This is a genomic window from Actinospineispora eucalypti, assembly GCF_039543365.1.
Classification (GTDB): domain Bacteria; phylum Actinomycetota; class Actinomycetes; order Mycobacteriales; family Pseudonocardiaceae; genus Pseudonocardia; species Pseudonocardia eucalypti.
This window is the reverse complement of the sequence record NZ_BAABJP010000015.1, coordinates 64,731-86,138: the sequence shown is the minus strand read 5'-3', so window position 1 is coordinate 86,138 and position 21,408 is coordinate 64,731. Positions and strand designations below refer to the sequence as shown.

The following is a 21,408-nucleotide window of genomic DNA, read 5'->3' as shown; positions in this document are numbered from 1 at the left end:
CTAGGTAGCCACGTCCACGCGGACGTCGTGCTCGCGCAGGCTGGCCAGGCTCTGCTCGCCGACGCCGGCGTCCACCACGATCGACTCGAAGCGGTGGATGGGCATCAGCCGGTGCATGGCATGGCGGTCCAGCTTGGTGTGGTCGATCAGCAGGTGGCAGCGGCTGGCCGCCTCCACCATCTCCCGCTTCACCGCGACGATCCGGTCCTCCTGGTGGAAGGCGTAGCCCTCGCGGATCGCCGACGTGCTGACGAACGCCAGGTCGAACCGGAGCGCCCGGATGTTGTCCACGCACAGCGTGCCGAGGAACGAGTCGTGGTGGGTGTCGTAGTGCCCGCCCAGCGAGATGATCTCGATCTCCCGGTTGCCGGCCAGCTCGCGCAGCCCGGCCAGGTAGTTGGTGGCCACGGTGAGCGGGCCGATGCCGGCCAGGTACGGGATCATCGCGGTGGCCGTGGTGGAGTCGTCCAGGAGCACCGACATGCCCGGTTCGATGTGCCGGCAGGCGTACCGCGCGATCTGCCGCTTGGCGTCCACGTTGGCCTTGGAGCGGAACTGGACATTGGACTCGAAGGTGCCGCTGGGCTGGGCGGAGGCGACCCCGCGCGCCTTGCGCAGGATGCCTTGCCGCTGCAGCTCGTCCAGGTCCCGGTGGATGGTCATCACCGAGACGCCGAAGCTCTCCGCCAGCTCCTGGGCGGACACCGCGCCCGAGGTCAGCACCTGTTCGGTGATCTGGGCCTGCCGGCGTTCCGGGGTCAGCCGTTCCGCGTTGGTCAACAGCGGCCTCCCCGTGAATCGGCGCCGACGCTCACGCTTGCGACTCGCATCACATCGCGCCGGAGAAGTTTCGTCAAGTCAAAGTGTTAATTTCACACTTGACGACGTGATCTTTACCGGCTTCGGCGGGTTTCGCCACGCAAACATCACGCGTATCAATGTTAGTTGCACATATTGACCTGAGATGTCCGGGCGTCATACGGTGACGCCGACCGGCGGCCGGTGAAGCGGGTCACAACGCGTCACTACGCGCACCGGCCGAGGCAATGGCGCTGGTATTCGCACATACCCGGAGGACCCGATGACCCACTCCCGTCGAGACTTGCTGCGGCTACTGGGCATCGGAGGCGCGGCCGCCGGCGCGGCGGGCGCCCTGGCGGCGTGTGGCGTCGGCACCGGCGGCGGCCCCCGGCAGGAGAACGGTGCCAACCAGATCACCGGCGGCTTCGACTGGCGCAAGGCGGCCGGCACGGAGATCGCCATCCTGCAGACCCCGCACCCCTACCAGGTGGCGTTCCAGCCGCTGCTGGCCGAGTTCACCCAGCTCACCGGCATCACCGTGAAGGCCGACCTGGTCGCCGAGGCGGACTACTTCACCCGGCTGAACACCGAGCTGGCCAGCGGCGCCGGCAACTACGACGCGTTCATGACCGGCGCCTACTTCATCTGGACCTACGGTCCGCCGGGCTGGATGGAGGACCTCAAGCCGTGGCTGGCCAACAGCTCGGCCACCTCCCCGGACTACGACTTCGAGGACATCTACCCCGGCCTGCGCCGGTCCACCTCGTGGGACTTCCAGACCGGCAGCCCGCTGGGCACCGGTGGCCAGTGGGCCATTCCGTGGGGCTTCGAGACCAACGTGGTCTGCTACAACAAGGCCGAGTTCGACCGGCGCGGCATCAAGCCGGCCGAGACGTTCGACAACTTCATCCAGCTGGCCACCGACCTCACCGACCGGGCCAACAACCGGTACGGCGTGGCGTTCCGCGGCTCCCGCTCCTGGGCCACCATCCACCCCGGGTTCATGACCCAGTTCACCCGGCAGGGCTGCAAGGACTACACCAGCGAGGGCGGCAAGCTGACCGCCACGATGAACACCCCGGCCGCGGTGGACTTCACCCGCAAGTGGGTGCAGCTGGCCCGGGCCGCCGGCCCGACCTCGTGGACCACCTACGAGTACCCCAACTGCACCGCCGACCTCGGCGCCGGCACCGCGATGATGGTCTACGACGCCGACTCGGCCACCTACCCGCAGAACATCAAGGGCAACTCCGCGCAGGCCGGCAACCTGGCCTGGCACCCCGGGCCGGCCGGCCCGGACGGCAACTACGGCACCAACCTGTGGACCTGGTCGCTGGCCATGAACGCGGCCTCCAAGAAGAAGCTGGCCGCCTGGCTGTTCATCCAGTGGGCCACCGGCAAGCAGGCCCAGACCAAGGCGGTGCAGACCGGGCAGCGCGGTTTCGCCGACCCGACCCGGGCGTCGGTGTTCAACGGCGCGTTCAAGCAGACGCTGGGCAACTTCCCCGGCTACCAGGAGACCTTCGAGCGGGTGATCCAGTCCACGGACATCAAGTTCACCCCGCAGAAGCAGTTCTTCAAGACCACCGAGGACTGGGCGGTCGCCCTACAGGACATCTACTCCGGCCAGGACGCCAAGACCCGCCTGGACGCCCTGGCCACAGCGTCCACCGCCGCGGTCGCATGACCCGGCGAGTCGGGGATCTGGGTACGGTGAGTCGGGCTTTCGTGCACGGTGAGTCGGGATTTGAGGTACGCCGACCGGTGCGCGAAAGGGCGGCCCGGTGACGACCGAGGCGCCGCCGCGCGAGGCCGCGCCGGGGGCGGCGCCGCCCAAGCCGAAGGCGGTGCCGGCCTGGCGGCGGGGACTGCGGCCGTACGTGCTGTCCCTGCCGGCGGTGCTGATCATCGTCGGCATCCTGTACCCGTTCGCGCTGGGCGCGTACTACGCGTTCCTGAACTACGCGGCGGTGGTGCCGAACCCGGTGTTCGTGGGGCTGCGCAACTTCGGCACCGTGCTGTCGGACCCGGCGTTCTGGTCCAGCGTGCGGGTCACCCTGGTGTACGCGGTGTCCGCCACGGTGGCGGAGACCGTGCTCGGCATCGGCATCGCGCTGCTGCTGAACCGGTCCTCGCTGGTGGGACGGATCTTCGAGCGGGTGCTCATCCTGCCGCTCATGATCGCGCCAGTGATCGCCGGCGTGCTGTGGAAGCTGATGTTCAACCCGCAGTTCGGCGTGCTCAACCACGTGCTCGGGCTGGGCTCCACGTTCGACTGGCTGTCCGACCGGCTGGCGTTGTTCTCCGTGGTGCTGGTGGACGTGTGGATCTTCACGCCGTTCGTCGCGGTGCTGGTGCTGGCCGGCATCCGGTCGCTGCCGCGCGAGCCGTTCGAGGCGTCGGCGGTGGACGGGGCGTCGTGGTTCTACATGTTCCGCCGGCTGATGCTGCCGATGATGTGGCCGTACATCCTGGTGGCGGTGATCTTCCGGTTCATGGACTGCCTGAAGATCTTCGACCACGTCTTCGTGCTGACCGCGGGCGGGCCGGGTGACGCCACCCGCACGCTGCAGATCAGCGCCTACCAGAACTCGATCATCAACTTCAACTACTCGCTGGGCAGCACCTACATGTTCCTGCTGTGGGCGATCGTGTTCCTCACTGCGCGGTACCTGGTCAGCGTGCTGGGCCGGGCCCAGCGCCGGGCGGCGGGGGCGGAGGCATGAGCCGGGAGTTGCAACCGGGGCAGCGGCGGTTCTCCCCGGCCTCGGTGGGCGCGGACCTGCTGCTGCTCGGCTGGTTCGTGTTCTCGCTGTTCCCGCTGGTGTGGTTGGTGCTGCTGTCGCTGAAGTCGGAGGCCGAGCAGATCTCCACCTACTTCTCGTTCACGCCCACGCTGTCCAACTTCGTCACCGTGCTCTCCGCCGACGGCGCCCGGCTGACCAGCGTCAACTTCGCCGACGCGCTGCTCACCAGCGTGTTCAACTGCGTGGGCGCGGTACTGGTCTCCCTGGTGATCGGCGTGCCGGCGGCCTACGCGGCCGGACGCTGGCAGTACAAGGGGTCCAACGACGTCATGTTCACCATCCTGTCCTTCCGGTTCGCCCCGGAGCTGATGGTGATCGTGCCGCTGTTCGTGATCTACAACCAGCTCGGGCTGTTCGACACCAACGTGGGCATGATCTGGGTGCTGCAGCTGGTCACCATGCCGCTGGTGGTGTGGATCCTGCGCTCCTACTTCCAGGACCTGCCGGCGGAACTGGAACAGGCCGCGCTGCTGGACGGCTACACCCGGCGGCGGGCGTTCCTCATGGTGGCGCTGCCGCTGGTGCGGCCGGGTATCGCCGCGTCGGCGCTGCTCGCGTTCATCTTCGCCTGGAACAACTACGTGTTCCCGCTGATCCTCACCGGCAGCCAGCACACCCCGGTGACCGTGGCGGTGACCCGCTTCCTCGGCGGCGGTGGCCAGGTGTTCTACAGCCTCACGGCGGCGGCCGCGATCATCGCGGCCCTGCCCCCGCTGCTGGTGGCCCTGTCCATCCAGCGGTACCTGGTGCGCGGGCTCTCCTTCGGGGCGGTGAAGTCGTAGAGATGGGGTCCGTGGAACTGCGCGGGGTGACGACGCGCTACGGGAAGACGGTCGCGCTGTCCGAGTTGGAGCTGGACATCGCGGACGGCGAGTTCTTCGTGCTGCTCGGGCCGTCCGGCGCGGGCAAGACCACCACGTTGAAGAGCGTCGCCGGGCTGGTGGACTCGGTCGCCGGGGAGGTGCGCATCGCCGGCCGTTCGATGGCGGGCGTGGAGCCCTACCAGCGCAATGTGGCCATGGCGTTCGAGTCCTATGCGCTGTACCCGCAGCAGACCGTGGAGCAGAACCTGGCGTCCCCGCTGCGCTCCGGGCGTACCGGCCGGTACACCGCCGCCCAGCAGACCGAACGGATCCGTGCGGTGACCGAGACCCTGGGCATCTCGCACCTGCTCGGGCGGTTCCCCCGCGAGCTGTCCAACGGGCAGCGCCAGCGCACCGCGCTGGGCCGGGTGCTGGTCCGGCCGGCCGAGGCGTACCTGCTGGACGAGCCGCTGTCCCACCTGGACGCCAAGCTGCGCGCGTCGATGCGCGCCGAGCTGAAACAGCTGGGCGAGATGGCCCGGACCACCACGCTGTACGTCACGCACGACTACCAGGAGGCGCTGGCCCTGGGCGACCGGGTGGGTGTCCTGCGCGACGGCCGCCTGGTCCAGGTCGGCACCCCGTCCCAGGTGTGGGACGAACCGGCCGACACCTTCGTGGCCCGCATGTTCGGCCAACCCGAGATGAACCTGCTCCCCGCCCACCTGATTCAGTGCGTTCAGCACGGTGATTCAGTTACTTCGGCACACGCTCGGAGTGCCGGCGGGGGAGTGACCGTGGGGGTGCCGGACGGGTGCCCGGAGTCCGTGCGGCTGGGCATCCGGCCCCGCGACCTCTTGGTGGTTTCCGGGCCGCCGCCGACGGACCGGCTGACCCTGCGGGGGAAGGTCACGCTGGCCGAGCGGCTCGGCCGGTCGGTGGAGCTGAGCGTGGCGGTCGGCGGTGACACGCTGATCGCGATGACCTCCGACCAGCGGGTCGGGGAGGGCGATGAGGTGACGCTGGCGGTGGAGTGGTCGCGGGTGCACCTGTTCGGCGGCCCGAACGGGGACGCACCCCGGCTCGGGGCCGCGGTGGCGGCCGGGGGTGCCCGGTGACCGCGGCCGCGGCAGCGCAGCGGCTGCGCCTCGAAAGCCTGCGCAAGATCTACCAGTCGCGGGGACGCGATCCGTTCGAGGCGGTCAAGGGCATCGACCTGGACATCGAGCCGGGCGAGCTGGTCGCGCTGCTCGGGCCGTCCGGCTGCGGCAAGACCACCACGCTGCGGATGATCGCCGGGCTGGAGACGGTGACCGGCGGGCGCATCCTGATCGGTGACCGTTCGGTGGGGTCGTTGCCACCGGGCCGGCGCAACGTGGGCGTGGGTTTCGAGAGCTACGCGCTGTACCCGCCGCTGTCGGTGCGGGAGAACCTGGCGTACGGGTTGAAGGCCCGCCGGGACCCCGACGCGCTGCGTAAGGTGGACGCCATCGCCGAGCGGCTGGAGATGACCGATCTGCTGCCGCTGCGCCCGGCCGGGCTGTCCTCCGGGCAGAAACAACGGGTCGCGCTGGCCCGCGCACTGGTGCGCAACCCTCCGGTCCTGTTGCTGGACGAGCCGCTGTCCCACCTGGACGCCGGCCAGCGACAGCGGGTGCGCCGCGAGCTGAAGGTGCTGCAGCGCGAGTTCGGTTACACCACGATCATCGTCACGCACGACCAGTTGGAGGCGCTCAGCCTGGCCGACCGGATCGCGGTGATGGACGCCGGCGAGATCCAGCAGTTCGGCACTCCGGACGAGATCTTCGACCGGCCGGCGAACCGGTTCGTGGCCGACTTCGTCGGTGAGCCGCCGATCAACCTGCTGCCCGGGGTGGGTGGCGGCACCGGTGAGGTGCGCCTGGGCGACGCCGGCACACTTCCCACGGCGGCGCACCTGTCGTCCGGCACCGAGGTGACTGTTGGCCTGCGCCCGCAGGACTGCCGCCTGACCACCGTCGACGCCGCGACCTCGGTGACCGCCACCGTCCTGGTCTACGAGAACCTGCTCGAGTACGGCCTGGCCACCGTCGAACTGCCCGGCCTCCCCGGCCGAGTGGTAGTCCAGGTGGACGCGTCGGAGCGCCTGTCCGCCGGCGACAAGGTACAAATCACCGCCCCCCCGGACCGCGTACACCTCTTCGACGCCACCACCACCCACCGCCTCTAACCCCTCCCCCTCCCCTTCCCCGGCGAGTCGGGGATCTGGGTACGGCGAGTCGGGGATTCAGGCACGGTGAGTCGGGGATCTGGGTACGGTGCCGGTTCCAGAGAACGCTTGGGCGGCGCGGCTTTGACGGTCTTCGGCCCCTCGGGAGGCGCCCGTCGCGTTCACTCCCGCGCGGTTGGCCAGGCCTCCGGCTCAGCGGCTACGGAGAGTGACGGCGGGGGGAGGGGCTCCGGGGTACATGGCGACTTCTGTTCGCCGAGATCTACCGCAGCGGGGCTTGCCTCAAGATCAAAGCCCGCTGATGTAGGTCTCGGTGAGCGAACGACTGCCGTCACCTACCCGCGACCACGGTGCGTGACAGACTCGAGCCTCACCTCGACGCGACGTGACGGGCCATGCTCGGGCCGCGGGAGACCGCCTCGGCGGCCGTCCAAGCTCTCTCTGGAACCGGCACCGTACCCAGATCCCCGACTCACCGTGCCTGAAGCCCCGACTCGCCGTACCCAGATCCCCGACTCGCGTGCTTTGGGGGATTCCTGGCGGGAGGTTAGAGGCCTAGGGGCTTGGGGTTGGGGGCGAGTGCTCGCCAGTGGTCGGCCGGGTTCTCGAGTAACCGGCGACGGTCCGGGTCGAGTAGTCCGGATACGCCGCTGACCTCGGCGATCAGCGTGCCGTCCGGGGTGCGCAGCTCCTGGTGCACCCGGGACGTCCGGCCGGGACCGTACTCGAACTCGCAGGTGATCTCCACCCGCTCGCCGGGCAGCAGCTCACGCCGGAAGCTCACCGTGGTCTCCAGGTTCACCGGCCCGATCCGCCGGGTTCGCAGGTCGGACGGCGAGAGCCCGGCCGCGCGCAGGCAGGCCCAGCGGGCGTGGTCGGCGTAGGCCAGCAGCGCCGGACCTCGGATGGGCCCGTTGACGTCCACGTCGTCCAGCCGAACGTCCACGGTGGCGCGAAAGGTGACAGCCACTCCGACCCGGTAGGGGGCTGCCCCATCCGCAGGGCGACACGTGTGGGACGTTTCGGTCAGTGGCCCGACCAGCCGGCCAGCAGGCGCGCCGGGCTGGTCCCGGTGAGCTCGCGGCAGTCGCGCCCGAGGTGTGACTGGTCCGCGTAGCCGAGTTCGGCGGCCAGCTCGGCCAGCGCCGCGCTCCCCCGGCGCTCGGCCAACCGGGGGAGCGCGGTCAGGAACCGTTGGAACCGGAACACCCGCTGCAGCTGCTTCGGGCCGTAGCCGACCTGCGCGGCGACCCGGCGGTGCAGCGTGCGGGGGCTGAGGCCCAGTTCGGCGGCCACCGCGTCCACCCGGGCCCGCGGCGCGCGCAACAGCCGCACCGCGCGCAATACCGCCGGGTCGGGGAGCGCGCCTTCGGCCAGCCGGGCCCGGGCCAGGGCGGCCAGCACGGTGTCCGGTCCGATCGAGGGAAGCTCCCGCAACACCCCGCCGCACAGTTCGGTGAGATCGAGCTCCCCGCCGGCCGGCAGCCGGCTGAGGTCGTGGCCGAGCAGCGTGCCCGCCGTCCCGCAGCGCAGCCGCAGCCCGACGGGCCGGTCGGTGGCCCGCAGCTCGACCCGCCGCACCCCCGGCGTCGGGAGGACCGCCACCATCCGGCCGTCGCGGGCCACCAGGTCCACGCAGCCGTCCGGGAGCAGCCGGAGGCTGCGCGGCCAGCCCGGGTCACCGGTCCAGCCGAGCCGAGCGAACGGGCGTAGCGGCGGCGAGGCCGGGTAGGTCCGGTAGCTCGAGGTCAGCGAAGGGCCGCGCGCGGCGTGCGGGCGCAACGGGACAGCCACGCGACCAGTTTCCCCCGATTGGGGTCGTAAGACGTGACTTGGCGTGCTGGGTGTCACACTTGACCCCCATCGACGGATGGAAGGAGCGGGCGATGTACGTGGTCACGTTGTCTGCCGCCTACGGCGCCGGGGGCGGGATCATCGGTCCCGCCGTCGCGGAAAGCCTCGGGGTGCCGTTCATCGACCGCGCCATTCCGGCGCGGGTGGCCACCGATCTGGGCGTCACGCTGGAGGATGCGCTGGAGCACGACGACCAGTGCAAGGGCTGGCTGCAGCGGGTGCTCAGCGCCGCCGCGCCGCTGTCCAGCGACTTCATGATCGGCTACGCGCCGCCGAGGACGGCGCTGTTGCCGGACACCGAGTTCGTCGCGTGTACCGAGGCCGCGATCCGGGCGACGATCGCCGAGCGGGGCGGCGTCATCCTGGGCCGGGCCGCCGCGCTGGTGCTGCGTGAGCACCCGACCGCAAGGCACATCCGGCTGGACGGTCCCGTCGAGCGGCGGGTGCGCCACGCGATGCGCACGCTCGACCTCTCGGAGGAGGAGGCACGGGATGCCATGGAGCGGAACGACAGCGCGCGGACGGGTTACGTCCGTCACTTCTACCGGACCGACCCGGCCGATCCCCGGCACTACGACATGCTTCTGGACAGCACCAGGATGTCTACGGAGACCTGCGTGAAGTTGATCTGTGATATGACCCGTGCGGAACATCCCTCGATCGGGTAACGGCGTGCCCGGAGGTCCCGATAGGTCCAGTGGCCCCGACCACCAACTTGGAGAACGCGATGCGCCCCCTCGACGCCGCTGACACCGGCGCCTTCGCCATACCCGACGGCCTGGCCGCCGGGCCGGCGACGGCGAGCTGGGAAGCGGTGCTGCGCCGAGCCGTGGACCTGACGCTGGCCCTGTTGGGGTTGTTGGTTCTGGCGGTGCCGATGCTGCTGATCGGCTTGCTGATCAGGCTCTCCAGCGACGGCCCTGCCCTGTTCCGCCAGCGCCGGGTGGGCCTCGGTGGCCGCACCTTCACCATGTACAAGTTCCGCACCATGCGCATCGACGCCGGCGACGAGTTGCTGCGTGAGCTGATCGCCGCCGAGCTGCGGGGCGAGGACACCACGCTGAACGGCAGTCACAAGCTGGATGCCGACCCCCGGGTCACCGCGATCGGCACGTTCCTGCGCAAGACCAGCCTGGACGAGCTGCCCCAGCTGATCAACGTGGTGCGCGGCGAGATGTCGCTGGTCGGGCCGCGGCCGTGCCTGGAGTGGGAAGCGCTGATGTTCCCGGCGCGGTTCCAGCCCCGGTTCTCCGTGCGGCCGGGGTTGACCGGGCTGTGGCAGGTGTCCGGCCGGTCCACCATGGGCACGCTGGAGATGCTGCACCTGGACCTGACCTACGTGCGCACCCGTAACCTGGCCGGAGACCTGTCCATCCTGGCCCGGACCATCCCGTCGATGATCAAGGACAAGTCGGCCCGCTAGGGGTTCTCCGACTCGAACCGCCCCGAGCCGCTCATTGGGCTCGGGGCGGTTTTGCGTACCTGAAGTCCCGACTCGCCGTACCCGAGATCCCGACTCGCCGTACCCAGATCCCCGACTCGCGGGGAGGGTTGACCGGGTGGGGGTGGCGTGGTGTACTCGGAATTGAAGCGAGTGTAAACGTTTACATTTCTAGTGTAAAGGTTTTCAGGATGGCGGGGACGCGGGGGCGGCGGGGCGGGGTCGGCGTGGTCGACCTGGCTCGGGAGCTGGGGGTGTCCACGGCGACCGTGTCCCGCGCGCTGAACGGCAGCGACGCGGTGCGCCCCGAGCTGGCGCAGCGGGTGCGCGAGTACGCCGAGCAGCGGGGTTACGTGGCCAACCGGCTGGCCCGAGCGTTGTCCGCGAACACCAGCCGGGCCTTCGTCGGCTTCGTCATCCCGTACGTGGACACGCCGGCGTACTCGGCGGTGGCGGCGGAGTGCGCCCGCCTGCTGTCCAGGGACGGCACTCAGATGATCCTGAGCATCACGGAGAACGACCCCGAGCGGGAGCACCGGCAGCTGCGCGAGCTGCTGGCCAGCCGGGTCGCCGGGCTGATCGTCTCGCCGAGCACCTACGTCACCCGGGCCAGCAAGGAGCTGCTGCGCAACGCGCCGGTGGTGGAGCTGCACCGGGCCAGCGGGATCGCCGCGCCGGGTGTGTTCTCCGACGACGAGCAGGTGATCACCGAGTGCGTGCTGCACCTGGCCGCGCTGGGCCACCGCCGGATCGCCTACCTGGGCACACCCCGGGAGCTGTCCAACGGGGCCGCCCGGCTGCGCGGCCTGCGCCGCGGCCTGGAGCTGGCCGGGCTGACCGAGCGCAACTGCGCCACCCACCTCAGCGAGCCGACCGCTGAGAACGGCTACACCGGCGCCAATCAGCTCCTCGGCGCCGCCGAGAAACCGACGGCGCTGCTGGTGGGCGGCGGGTCGCTGTCCCAGGGGGCCGCCCGGGCGGTGCGCGCCGCCGGACTGCGCCTGCCCGAACAGCTGTCCCTGATCGTCTACGGCGACCCGACCTGGTTCGCGCTGAGCGACCCGCCGCTGACCACGGTAGTCGTCGGCTACGCCGAGCTGGCCGACCAGGCCGCCGCCCTGCTCCAGCGCCGGCTGGACGGCGAGCCGGTGGAACCCCGGCCCTACCTGGTCAAACCCGAGCTGGTGAACGCCGGGTCAACCGGCCCGCCGCCCGCCTAGCAACTCAGCAGAGGCAACGAAGCCGAAGGAGGACATGCATGCCGTTCCGGAACAACCGGCGCTGGCTGGTCGCCACGTTCGTGCTGGTCATCACCGCGATCGCGTACATCGACCGGGTCAACCTCTCGATCGCCGCGCCGGTGCTGACCAAGGAGTTCGGCACCAACACCGCCGTGATGGGGCTGCTGCTGTCCAGCTTCACCTGGACCTACACCCTGTGCAACCTGCCGGCCGGCATGCTGGTGGACCGCATCCGCACCCGGGTGCTCTACTCCGCGGCGCTCACCGTGTGGGCGGCGTCCAGCTTCCTGACCGCGGCGGTGAACTCGCTGGGCGCGATGTTCGGCCCCCGGCTGCTGCTCGGGATCGGTGAGGCGCCGTTCGCGCCGGCGGCCATCCGCACGCTGTCCGACTGGCTGCCCAAGAAGGAACGCGGGATGGGTAGCAGCATGTTCATCTCCGGCGTGGCCTTCGGTAGCGCGGTCGGCCCGCCGGCGCTCGCGTATCTGGTCAGCGAGCACGGCTGGCGCAGCTGCTTCATCGTGTCCGGCGGGGTGTCCCTGCTGGCCGCGGTCATCTGGTACGCCTGGTACCGGCACCCCGGCGAGGACCAACGGCTGTCCCCCCAGGAGCGGGCGTTGATCGAGGCCGACCAGGAGCCGTACCAGCAGGAGGGCCGGGCGCCCTGGCGCTCGATCGTGAAGCACCGGGACATCTGGGCGCTCACCGGCGGCTACTTCTGCCTGCTGTACATCCTGTACACGTTCGTCACCTGGGTGCCCGGCTACCTGGTCGCCGACCGGCACATGACGGTGCTCAAGTCGGGGCTGGCCACCTCGGTGCCCTGGATCTGCGCGTTCGCGGTGGGCATCCTGGCCGGCCGGGTGTCCGACCTGGCGCTGCGCCGGGGCATGTCCACGCTGAACTCGCGGAAGATCGTGCTGGTCAGCGGCATGGTCGCGGCGTTGGCCATCGTGGGCACCGCCTATGCCGAGTCGGCGGTCACCGCGATCGTCTGCCTGTCCATCTCCACCTCGGGGATCATCTTCGCCAACGGCGCGGTGTGGGCCGCCACCCAGGACGTGATGCGCCAGCTCAACCTGACCGGCTCGGCGACCGGTTTCGTGAACGCCCTGGGCAACGTCGGCGGCATCCTTGGGCCGATCGTCACCGGCTGGCTGGCCTACGTGACCAGCTCGTTCGTCGCGCCGCTGGTGGTCGCCGCCGGGTTGGCCCTGGTCGGCGGGCTGATCTGGGCGTTCGGCATGCGCGCCCGGGTGGAGGCGCCGGTGGGAGCGCCGGCGTGACCGGTCCGCTGGACGGCATCCGGGTGATCGACGCGGCCACGCTGGCCGCGGGTCCCCTGGTGGCCACCTTCCTCGGCGAGTTCGGCGCCGAGGTGATCAAGGTGGAGCAGCCGGACGGCGGGGACCCGTTGCGGCAGTGGGGGGCGCAGCGCGACGGCGTCGGGCTGATGTGGAAGAGCGTCGGCCGGAACAAGAAGTCGATCACGCTGAACCTGCGCGAACCCGCCGGCCGGGAGCTCCTTCGCGGCCTTGCCGCGGAAGCGGATGTGCTGGTGATGAACCTGCGCCCGTCCACCCTGCACCGCTGGGAGCTGGACTACGAGCACCTGAAACCGGTGAACCCGAGGCTGGTGATGCTGCACGTGACCGGGTTCGGCGCGGGCGGCCCGAAGAGCGACCGGCCCGGGTTCGGCACGCTGGGCGAGGCGATGAGCGGTTTCGCGCACCTCACCGGGCACCCGGACGGCCCGCCGACGCTGCCCTCGTTCATGCTGGCCGACGGCTGCGCGGCGCTCACCGCCAGCTACGCGGTGCTGATGGCGCTCTACCACCGGGACGTGCGCGGGGGCGAGGGCCAGTTCATCGACATCAACCTGATCGAGCCGCTGGCCCGGCTGATCGAGCAGCCGGTGCTCACCTACGACCAGCTCGGCACGGTGCCCACCCGCACCGGCAACCGCTGGGACATCTCGGCGCCGCGCAACACCTACCGGACCAAGGACGGCCACTGGCTGGCCATGTCGGGAAGCGCGCCGACCATCGCCGCGCGGGCCCTGCGCGCGGTCGGCCGCCCCGAGCTGACCGAGGACCCCCGGTTCGCCGAGGCCCAGCAGCGCCTGCGCAACGCCGCCGAGGTCGACCAGATCATGGCGGACTGGGTGGCCGGGCGGACCCTGGACGAGGCGATGGCGGTGTTCGAGGACGCCGAGGTCGCGGCCGCCCCGGTCTACGACGCCGCCCAGCTGCTCGAAGACCCGCAGCTGGAGGCCCGAGGCACCTATCCGACCTTCCCCGACCCGGACCTCGGCCGGATGCGGATCCAGTGCCCGGTGCCGCGCATGTCGGAAACCCCGGGCGCCGTCAACCACCTCGGCCCCGCGCTCGGCGAGCACACCGACGAGGTTCTCGCCGAGCTGCTCGGCCTCGACCCGGGCCGGCGAGCCCAGCTCCGCGCCGCCGGCGTCATCTGACGACCTGTGAGTGATTTGTGTGGCTATAGCCACACAAATCACTCACAAGCCCGACCGCAGGGAGGACACATTGAACGTACGGGCCCGCCGGTCCGAGCTGGCCACCCCGGCCAGCAACGACTGGATGTTCGCCAAGGCCGCCGCCAGCGGTGCCGACCTGGTGTTCCTGGACCTGGAGGACGCCTGCGCGCCCGCCGAGCGCGAAGCGGCCCGGGCCAAGGCCGCCGACGGCCTGCGCAACCTGGACTGGGGCCGCGCCACCCGCGCGATCCGGATGAACGGCGTGGACACCCGCTGGGCGCACGGCGACGTGATCGAGGTGGTCACGCACGCGCGCGAGGCGTTGGACGTGATCATCGTGCCCAAGGTCCGCCGGGCCAGGGACGTCTGGTGGGTGGACGTGCTGCTCACCCAGCTGGAACAGACCCTGGGCCTGACCAAACGCATCGCCCTGGAGGTGCTGATCGAGGAGACGGAAGGGCTGGAGCACGTCGGCGAGATCGCCCGGTCCAGCCCCCGGCTGGAGGCGGTCATCTTCGGCGCCGGTGACTTCTCCGCCTCCCAGGGCGCCCGGGTGGACACCAACTTCGACCCGGTCGTGGACTACCCCGGCGACATGTGGCACTACGCCCGCGCCCGGGTCGTGGTGGCCGCCCGCAGCGCCGGGATCGACGCGATCGACGCCCCGTTCCCCAACTACCGCGACCCGGAGGCCTACCGCGCCGCCGCCGAACGGGCCGCCGCGATGGGCTACGTGGGCAAGTGGGCCATCCACCCCAGCCAGATCGAACCGGCCAACCAGGTCTTCGCGCCCACGCCCGAGGAGATCGCGCAGGCCCAGAAAACGGTCGCCGCCTACCGGGAGGCCGAGGCCACCGGCCGGGGCGCGACCGGCCTGGACGGGATGCTGGTGGACGCCGCCCACCTGCGCCTGGCCGACAACATCACCCGCCGGGCGGAGCTGCTCGGCCTTTCCCAAGGGAGCCCGTCGTGACCAACCGCCAGATGTCGCTGGTCGGCTTCATGCAGGCCGGCAACGTGACCGTGTACTCCGGTTCCTGGCGCTACCCGTCCGCCGAGCTCGGGTTCCTCAGCCTGGACTACTACGCGAAGATCGCCCGCACGCTGGAGGAGGGCGGCTTCGACCTGGTCTTCTTCGACGACCGGCTGGCCATGCCCGGGGTGTACGGGAACTCGGTGGCCGACGCGGTCCGCTACGGCGCGCGGCCGGTCAAGCTGGACCTGACCGCCGTGCTGGGCGGGGTGATCGGCGCGACCAGCCGGATCGGGGTGGGTGCCACCTACTCCACCACCTACTACGACCCGTTCCACGTGGCGCGCACCTTCGCCACGCTGGACCATCTGTCCGGTGGCCGGGCCGCCTGGAACGTGGTGACCTCGGTGAACGACTCGGAGGCGCAGAACTTCGGCCTGGAGAAACACCTCGGCCACGACGAGCGGTACGACCGGGCGCACGAGTTCCTCGAGGCGGTCACCGCACTGTGGGACTCCTGGGAGCCGGACGCGCTCGTCATGGACCGGGAATCGGGCATCTTCGCCGACCCGGAGAAGGTGCACGAGATCGACTTCGCCGGGAAGTGGTTCAAGGTGCGCGGCCCGTTGACCGTGCCGCGCACCCCGCAGGGCCGGCCGGTGCTGCTGCAGGCCGGTTCGTCCGGGCGGGGTCGGGAGTTCGCCGCCGAGTGGGCGGACCTGATCTTCACCGGCGACCCGGGCATCGAGGTGGCCCGGCAGCATTACCGGGACCAGAAGAAACGCATCGCGGCCGCCGGCCGGGACCCGGACACGGTGAAGATCCTGCCCATGGCCTACGCGGTGGTCGGTGAGACGCAGGCCATCGCCGAGGAGAAGGAGCGCCTGTTCCTGGACGCCTACGTGCACCCGGTGGCCTCGCTGACGCTGCTCTCCGAGGTGCTCAACTACGACTTCGGCCGCCACGGTCTGGACGACCCGGTCACCCCGGCAATGCTGGACGCCAGCTCGGGCATCCGGGGCCTGTTCGAGGGCGTGCGCCGGCACCTCGGCCGGGACGACCTGACCGTGCGTGACCTGGCCGCGCACCGCGCCACCCTGCTGCAGGGGCCGCGGTTCGTGGGCACCCCGGATCGGGTGGCCGGGCAGATGCGGGAATGGTTCGACGGCGAGGCCTGCGACGGGTTCGTGCTGGCCGCGACGCACCTGCCGGGCGCGTTCGAGGAGTTCGTGCGGATGGTGGTGCCGATCCTGCGCGAACAGGGCGTGTTCCGCTCCGAGTACACCGGCCACACCCTCCGCGACCACCTCGGCCTGCCGAAGTGACTGAACCACTGTGCTGAAGTCACTGAATCACCGTGCTGAAGTGACTGAATCACCGTGCTGAAGTCACTGAATCAGGGGTGGTGGGGGTTAGTTGATGCGGGTCCAGGGTTGGCAGCCGGTGGTTTCGAAGACGCCGTCGGTGGGGTCGATGGTCACCGTGGTGCCCCGGTTGCCCTCGTTGGTGATGATCGTGCCGAAGTCGTCGCCGGCGTCCCAGCGGCAGAGCAGTTCGGCCGGCCCCCGGGTGCGGTAGGTGCCGGGCTGGATGTCGGTGCCCACCACGAACCGGCCGTTGCCGGGGATCTGGCCCGGCCGGCCGGGCAGCGTGGTGCGCGGCTGCGCGTCCAGGTCCCGGCCGAACTGGCTGACCGCCTGCAGGGTGAGCACCACGCCCCACGCGCCGAGCAGCGCGGCCAGCCCGCCGAGCACCGAGGCGACGATCGACATGGTGCCGTTGGACGCGATCCCCCGCCGCGCCCGGCCGAGACCGAGCAGCCCGAACAGCACGGCCAGCCCGCCGCACAGCAGGGCCAGCGGCCCGGTGAACGGCACCACCCCGAACACCAGGCCGGCCACCGCCAGGATCAGCGCGGTGATGCCGTACCCGTTGCGCGGCACCGGCCGGTACTCGGCCGGCCGGCGCTGCCCCGGGATGGCGCCCGGCGGCACCGGCGGGTACGGCAGCGGCCGGGTCGGCTGGTAGCGGCGCGGCTGGCGAGTCATTGGCGTCCCCGAGGTCGGGCGAAAACGCGGACATTAAGAACTATCGAAGTAGTTGAGAGCTGTGTTACCGCTCACAACAACTGTCGATAGTCTTCGGCCATGACCGAACGGGATCTCGAGCGGGAACAGGCCAACAAGGACCTCATCCGGCGCGCCTTCGACGAATGGGCGGCCGGCATCGGCGGGGTGTTCGCCCTGCTCGCCGAGGACGCCACCTGGACGATCGTGGGCAACGCCCCGGTGTCGCGCACCTACACCAGCCGCAAGGACTTCCTGGACACGGTCATCGAGCCGTTCGGCGCGCGCATGGAGAAGCCGCTGGTGCCGGAGGTGCGCCACCTCTTCGCCGACGGCGACTGGGTGATCGCGCTGTTCGACGGCACCGCGACCGCCCGGGACGGCAAGCCCTACCGCAACACCTACACCTGGTACATGCGGCTGAGTGACGGGGTGATCGTGGAGGCGATCGCGTTCTTCGACACGATCGAGTTCACCGACTTCTGGACCCGGGTCGACCCGGTCTGAACGAACCGGGCCGACCTGGGTCGCTCGAGGAGATCAGCCGCCGAAGTGCTTGACCAGCGCGGCGATGCCGGCCCCGTAGACGCCGTTGCTGTAGGTGTCCATGAGGCCGGCCTCGTGCTCGGCGTCCGCGTCGAAGTGCGACCACCACTCCACGAAGGCCTGGCCGGTGGAGGTGATCGGCGCGATCCGGATGGTGGACTTGTAGCTGCGCACCGGGAACGGGCCGGCGTCGGTGAACTCGTAGGTGTAGGAGCGGTCGTCGTCGTCCAGGGTCAGCAGCCGCTCGGCGACCTGGCCCGCGTCGCCCAGGCTCAGCCGGCGGACCGAGCCGACCTCCATCCCGGAACCGCCGCCCTCGATCTCGCTGGCGGTGATCGCGGGCAGCCAGCTGGGCAGCCCGTTGAAGTCGCGGACCAGCGCCCACACCTCGTCGGCGGACGCGGGCACGACACCGCTGGCGTACGGCCTTGGCATGAGTTCTCCTTCGGGTTCAGTTCAGGGTCGGACGTTCTTGAACGCACGGGTCTGTTCGGTGAGCGCCCGCTCGGTTGGCAGCCGCTCCATACTGCTCGCTCCGTAGAAGCCGTGACAGTGCTCCGTTCGGGCTAGCACGTACGAGGCGTCCGACGGCTCGGCGATCGGCCCGCCGTGGCAGAGCACCAGCACGTCCTCCCTTACCTCCAGCGCGGCTCGGGACCACGAGTCGATCAGCGCGACGCAGTCGTCCAGCGTCTTGGCCGTCTCCGCGCCGATCGCGCCGCCGGTGGTCAGCCCCATGTGGCAGACGATCATGTCCGCGCCGGCGCGCGCCATGGCGGCCGCGTCTTCCTCGGAGAACACGTAGGGGGTGGTCAGCAGGTCCTGGGCCCGGGCGGCGGCGACGAGGTCGACCTCGAGGGCGTAGCCCATGCCGGTCTCCTCCAGGTTGGCCCGGAACACCCCGTCGATCAGGCCCACGGTGGGGAAGTTCTGGATGCCGGCGAAGCCCAGGTCGCGCAGCTCGCGCAGGAACCGGTCGCGCAGCAGGAACGGGTCGGTGCCGTTCACCCCGGCCAGCACCGGGGTGTGCTCGACCACCGGGAGCACCTCGGCGGCCATCTCCACCACGATCTCGTTGGCGTTCCCGTAGGCCAGCAGGCCGGCCAGCGAGCCGCGCCCGGCCATCCGGTACCGGCCGGAGTTGTAGATCACGATCAGGTCGATGCCGCCGGCTTCCTCGCACTTGGCCGACAGGCCCGTGCCGGCGCCGCCGCCCACGATCGGCTCGCCGCGCCGGGCCATCTCGGCGAACCGCTCCATCAGCTCGGCCCTCATGTGGTTACCTCCCGGAACGCGGCGACCAGCGCGTTGGCGAACTCCGGGTCGTTCAGGTTGTGCGGCACCCGGAGCAGTCGGCACCGGTCGGTCTGCTCCACCATTTGCTCCAGCGTGTCGAAAAGGGCGGCGTCGGCCTCCGGGTCCCAGAACGGCTGCCCCTCGGCGTCCAGCAGCGAGACCCCGCCCTCGGGGAGCAGGAACCGGACCTGGCCCGAGCAGGCGTTCAGCTTGCCGGCGATGAACTCGGCCGTGGCGCGGTTCTCCTCCACGCTGGTGCGCATCAGGGTGACCTGCGGGTTGTGCTGGTAGAACAGCCTGTCCCCGTACCGAGGCGGCACGGTGTCCGGGGCGCCGAAGTTGACCATGTCCAGTGCGCCGCAGGAGCCCACGTAGGGCACGCCGGTGCGGGCGATCGCGTCCAGCCGCTCCGGCCCGGCGCTGAACACGCCGCCGGCCAGCAGGTCGCAGATCTCCGTGGTGGTGATGTCCAGGACCGCGTGGAGTTGGCCGTCGTCGGCCAGCTTCTCCATCGCCCGGCCGCCGGTGCCCACCGCGTGGAACACCAGCGGGTCGTACTCCCCGGTCAGCTGCTTGGCCACCGCCGTGACGCACGGCGTGGTCACCCCGAACATGGTCAGCGCCACGGCCGGCCGGGTGGCGGCCTCGGGTATGCGGTGGGTGAGCGCGCCGGCCAGCGCGTGGGCCGCGTTGCCCAGTACCCGCCGGGAGATCCGGTTCAGCCCGGCCACGTCGGTGACCGAGTGCAGCATGGCGATGTCGCTGGCCCCTACGTACGCCGACACGTCGCCCCCAGCGACCGTGCTGACCAGGAACTTCGGCACGCCGACCGGTAGCGCGCGCAGTGCCGGGGAGATCAGTGCGGTGCCACCCGAGCCACCCAGCCCGAGCACCCCGCCGACGTCGTCCCGCGCGCCCAGCCAGTGCTCGAAGGCCACCGCCATGGCCGTTACCGCGCTGCCCCGGTCACCGGTGAACACCGCTTCGGGGCCGTCCGGGTGGGCGGCCGCGACCTCGTCGGCCGCGACGTCGGCGCCGCGTGGTTCCGGGTCGTGGGTGGACAGGTCGACGGTGGTCACCGGTACGCCGGCCGCCCGGAGCAGCTCGGCCACGTAGCGCAGCTCCGCGCCCTTGGTGTCGAACGTGCCGACGACATAACCCGTCATAGGGCTGTGACGTTACCGGCGTCACCCGGTGCCCGCACCCCCGCGATGCTTTAATGGGCCTTCAAAATTCGACCGCAATCGAACCTTCGGAGCTCACCTTGCTGACCACGCGTTTCACCGAGGAATTCGGCGTCCAGCACCCGATTGTGTGCGGGGGCATGACCGGGGTCGGGACCGCCGAGCTGATCGCCGCCGTGGCCAACGCGGGCGCCCTGGGCTGTCTGACCGCGCTCACCCAGCCGACGCCGGAGGCGCTGGCCAAGGAGATCCAGCGGGTCAAGGACATGACCGACAAGCCGTTCGCGGTGAACCTGACCATCCTGCCCACGATCAAGCCGGTGCCCTACGACGAGTACCGGGACGCCATCGTCGAGGGCGGCGTGAAGATCGTGGAGACGGCCGGGTCGAACCCGGAGCCGCACCTGCCCACGTTCAGGGCCGCCGGCGTGAAAGTGATCCACAAGGCGGTGGCCGTGCGGCACGCGCTGAAGGCCGAGCGGCTGGGGGTGGACGCGATCAGCATCGACGGCTTCGAGTGCGCCGGCCACCCCGGTGAGGACGACATCGGCGGGCTGGTGCTGATCCCGGCGGCCGCCGCCAGGCTGTCCATCCCGATCATCGCCAGCGGCGGCATCGCGGACGGGCGCGGGCTGGCCGGTGCGCTGGCGCTGGGCGCGGACGCGGTGAACATGGGCACCCGGTTCATGGCCACCACCGAGGCGCCGATCCACGAGAACGTGAAGAACCAGATCGTGGCCAACGACGAGCGGGCGACCAACGTGGTGTTCCGCAAGTTCCGCAACTCCGCCCGGTGCGCGCGCAACTCGGTCTCCGACCAGATCGTGGAGATCGAGCGTCAGGAGGGGACGACCTTCGACGACATCGCTTCGCTCGCGGCCGGTGCTCGTGGCCGCACCGAGGTGCTGGAGAAGGGGGACATGGACGGCGGCATGTGGTGGGCCAGCCAGGCCCAGGGGCTGATCAACGAGGTGGCCCCGTGCGCCGAGGTGGTTCGCCAGATCGTCGCGGATGCCGAGGAGATCATCGGCAAGCGCCTGGCCGGGATGCGCGCCTAGCGGCGCGCCTGTGAGTGGCGAGTAGCGCCATAGCGCTACTCGCCACTCACGAGTGTTGGCGCGCCAGCGCCAACACATCCTCCACCGACCACTGGTCGTCGGCGTGCTCGCCGTACTTGGCCGCGCGCACCCGGCCGTCCGGGGAGACCAGGAAGTCGCCGGGCAGGCCCAGCCGGCCGCCCTCGGCCGCGACCGGCGGCCGGGGGAGCCGGCCGCGCAGCACCTCGGTGACGGAGGCGACCACGGCGCGCAGCGCGCGGGGGTTCAACAGCGCGCGCGGCGCGTGCTCCACGCCGAACTCCCGGTACAGCGCCTTCTCCGGGTCGCCGACCACGGCGAACGGCAGCTCGGCCGCCGTCCGGCGCAGTTCTTCCGCGCTGGAGTGGAACAGCACCACCTCGCGCACCCCGGCGGCGGCCACCTCCTCGTTCCGGTTCACGAACGAGCGTAGGTGCAGGTGGCAGATCGGGCAGCCGGCGAACCGCCGGAACTGCAGGTGGACGAGCCGCTCGGTATCCGGCACCGCCACCTTCTCACCGTGGATGTCCACCAGGTCGCGGGCGGGCACCTGGTCGCCGGGCTGGATCTTCATGGGGGCACCTCCGCGTAGGCGTACGTTGTACTCCTACCAA

The 21,408-nt window shown here is 70.7% G+C and carries 22 protein-coding genes; 14 read left to right on the top strand and 8 right to left on the bottom strand.

Annotated features, from left to right (window positions below):
- The gene (locus tag ABEB12_RS16480) at positions 1-780 is read right to left on the bottom strand and encodes a DeoR family transcriptional regulator (protein WP_221497582.1); all 780 of its coding nucleotides are present in this window, start codon (positions 778-780) and stop codon (positions 1-3) included.
- A 301-nt stretch (positions 781-1,081) separates the two neighbouring features.
- Here ABEB12_RS16480 and ABEB12_RS16475 point away from each other — a divergent pair, with 301 nt between their 5' ends.
- From ABEB12_RS16475 to ABEB12_RS16455, 5 genes are all read left to right on the top strand, one after another.
- Complete coding sequence (locus tag ABEB12_RS16475) at positions 1,082-2,488, top strand: extracellular solute-binding protein (protein ID WP_185059585.1); 1,407 nt, start codon at positions 1,082-1,084, stop codon at positions 2,486-2,488.
- Positions 2,489-2,585: 97 nt separating this feature from the next.
- Positions 2,586-3,527 carry a carbohydrate ABC transporter permease gene (locus tag ABEB12_RS16470; RefSeq protein ID WP_345702874.1) on the top strand — a complete coding sequence of 314 codons (942 nt, stop codon included), beginning with the start codon at positions 2,586-2,588 and terminating at the stop codon, positions 3,525-3,527.
- The gene (locus ABEB12_RS16465) at positions 3,524-4,390 is read left to right on the top strand and encodes an ABC transporter permease subunit (RefSeq protein ID WP_185059587.1); all 867 of its coding nucleotides are present in this window, start codon (positions 3,524-3,526) and stop codon (positions 4,388-4,390) included. Before ABEB12_RS16470 ends, ABEB12_RS16465 begins: the two co-directional genes overlap by 4 nt.
- A 2-nt stretch (positions 4,391-4,392) precedes the next feature.
- Entirely contained in the window at positions 4,393-5,529 is a 1,137-nt protein-coding gene (locus ABEB12_RS16460; RefSeq protein ID WP_185059589.1) for an ATP-binding cassette domain-containing protein, read from the top strand.
- Complete coding sequence (locus ABEB12_RS16455; RefSeq protein WP_185059591.1) at positions 5,526-6,620, top strand: ATP-binding cassette domain-containing protein; 1,095 nt, start codon at positions 5,526-5,528, stop codon at positions 6,618-6,620. The genes ABEB12_RS16460 and ABEB12_RS16455 overlap by 4 nt, the downstream gene beginning before the upstream one ends.
- A gap of 547 nt (positions 6,621-7,167) precedes the next feature.
- Here ABEB12_RS16455 and ABEB12_RS16450 read toward each other — a convergent pair.
- Both ABEB12_RS16450 and ABEB12_RS16445 read right to left on the bottom strand, forming a co-directional pair.
- Complete coding sequence (locus tag ABEB12_RS16450) at positions 7,168-7,590, bottom strand: thioesterase family protein (RefSeq protein ID WP_185059593.1); 423 nt, start codon at positions 7,588-7,590, stop codon at positions 7,168-7,170.
- 56 nt (positions 7,591-7,646) lie between these two features.
- Entirely contained in the window at positions 7,647-8,414 is a 768-nt protein-coding gene (locus ABEB12_RS16445) for a helix-turn-helix domain-containing protein (protein ID WP_185059595.1), read from the bottom strand.
- 59 nt (positions 8,415-8,473) lie between these two features.
- Between ABEB12_RS16445 and ABEB12_RS16440 the strand changes: the two genes are divergently transcribed.
- The 7 genes from ABEB12_RS16440 to ABEB12_RS16410 all read left to right on the top strand — a co-directional run bounded on the left by ABEB12_RS16440 (position 8,474) and on the right by ABEB12_RS16410 (position 15,951).
- A complete protein-coding gene (locus ABEB12_RS16440) occupies positions 8,474-9,142 on the top strand; it encodes a cytidylate kinase family protein (protein ID WP_221497583.1) in 669 nt (222 codons plus the stop codon).
- A gap of 59 nt (positions 9,143-9,201) precedes the next feature.
- A complete protein-coding gene (locus ABEB12_RS16435) occupies positions 9,202-9,897 on the top strand; it encodes a sugar transferase (RefSeq protein WP_185059598.1) in 696 nt (231 codons plus the stop codon).
- A gap of 209 nt (positions 9,898-10,106) precedes the next feature.
- Positions 10,107-11,135 (top strand): substrate-binding domain-containing protein, encoded by a 1,029-nt coding sequence (locus tag ABEB12_RS16430; RefSeq protein ID WP_185059599.1) that lies wholly within the window; start codon positions 10,107-10,109, stop codon positions 11,133-11,135.
- Positions 11,136-11,173: 38 nt separating this feature from the next.
- Positions 11,174-12,442: an MFS transporter gene (locus ABEB12_RS16425; RefSeq protein WP_185059600.1), complete on the top strand. Its 1,269-nt coding sequence runs from the start codon at positions 11,174-11,176 to the stop codon at positions 12,440-12,442.
- Complete coding sequence (locus ABEB12_RS16420) at positions 12,439-13,632, top strand: CaiB/BaiF CoA transferase family protein (protein WP_345702873.1); 1,194 nt, start codon at positions 12,439-12,441, stop codon at positions 13,630-13,632. Before ABEB12_RS16425 ends, ABEB12_RS16420 begins: the two co-directional genes overlap by 4 nt.
- Positions 13,633-13,702: 70 nt before the next feature.
- Positions 13,703-14,626: an HpcH/HpaI aldolase/citrate lyase family protein gene (locus ABEB12_RS16415; protein WP_345702872.1), complete on the top strand. Its 924-nt coding sequence runs from the start codon at positions 13,703-13,705 to the stop codon at positions 14,624-14,626.
- Positions 14,623-15,951 carry an NtaA/DmoA family FMN-dependent monooxygenase gene (locus tag ABEB12_RS16410; protein WP_185059616.1) on the top strand — a complete coding sequence of 443 codons (1,329 nt, stop codon included), beginning with the start codon at positions 14,623-14,625 and terminating at the stop codon, positions 15,949-15,951. The genes ABEB12_RS16415 and ABEB12_RS16410 overlap by 4 nt, the downstream gene beginning before the upstream one ends.
- A gap of 87 nt (positions 15,952-16,038) precedes the next feature.
- Here the strand turns inward: ABEB12_RS16410 and ABEB12_RS16405 are convergent, their stop codons facing one another.
- Positions 16,039-16,674 (bottom strand): hypothetical protein, encoded by a 636-nt coding sequence (locus tag ABEB12_RS16405; protein ID WP_185059618.1) that lies wholly within the window; start codon positions 16,672-16,674, stop codon positions 16,039-16,041.
- A gap of 99 nt (positions 16,675-16,773) precedes the next feature.
- Here ABEB12_RS16405 and ABEB12_RS16400 point away from each other — a divergent pair, with 99 nt between their 5' ends.
- A complete protein-coding gene (locus ABEB12_RS16400) occupies positions 16,774-17,199 on the top strand; it encodes a nuclear transport factor 2 family protein (protein ID WP_185059620.1) in 426 nt (141 codons plus the stop codon).
- Positions 17,200-17,232: 33 nt separating this feature from the next.
- Here the strand turns inward: ABEB12_RS16400 and ABEB12_RS16395 are convergent, their stop codons facing one another.
- The 3 genes from ABEB12_RS16395 to ABEB12_RS16385 are packed head-to-tail and all read right to left on the bottom strand — an operon-like array spanning position 17,233 to position 19,700.
- Positions 17,233-17,673, bottom strand: coding sequence for an SRPBCC family protein (locus ABEB12_RS16395; RefSeq protein WP_185059622.1), 441 nt, complete (start codon positions 17,671-17,673; stop codon positions 17,233-17,235).
- A 21-nt stretch (positions 17,674-17,694) separates the two neighbouring features.
- On the bottom strand, positions 17,695-18,513 hold the full coding sequence (locus tag ABEB12_RS16390; RefSeq protein ID WP_185059624.1) for a phosphoenolpyruvate hydrolase family protein: 819 nt from the start codon (positions 18,511-18,513) through the stop codon (positions 17,695-17,697).
- Positions 18,510-19,700 carry a Tm-1-like ATP-binding domain-containing protein gene (locus ABEB12_RS16385; RefSeq protein ID WP_185059625.1) on the bottom strand — a complete coding sequence of 397 codons (1,191 nt, stop codon included), beginning with the start codon at positions 19,698-19,700 and terminating at the stop codon, positions 18,510-18,512. Before ABEB12_RS16385 ends, ABEB12_RS16390 begins: the two co-directional genes overlap by 4 nt.
- Positions 19,701-19,753: 53 nt before the next feature.
- Here ABEB12_RS16385 and ABEB12_RS16380 point away from each other — a divergent pair, with 53 nt between their 5' ends.
- Entirely contained in the window at positions 19,754-20,776 is a 1,023-nt protein-coding gene (locus ABEB12_RS16380) for a nitronate monooxygenase (RefSeq protein WP_185059627.1), read from the top strand.
- Positions 20,777-20,822: 46 nt separating this feature from the next.
- Here the strand turns inward: ABEB12_RS16380 and ABEB12_RS16375 are convergent, their stop codons facing one another.
- Positions 20,823-21,368, bottom strand: a complete 546-nt coding sequence (locus tag ABEB12_RS16375; protein WP_185059629.1) for a redoxin domain-containing protein — start codon at positions 21,366-21,368, stop codon at positions 20,823-20,825.
- Positions 21,369-21,408 lie beyond the last annotated feature (40 nt).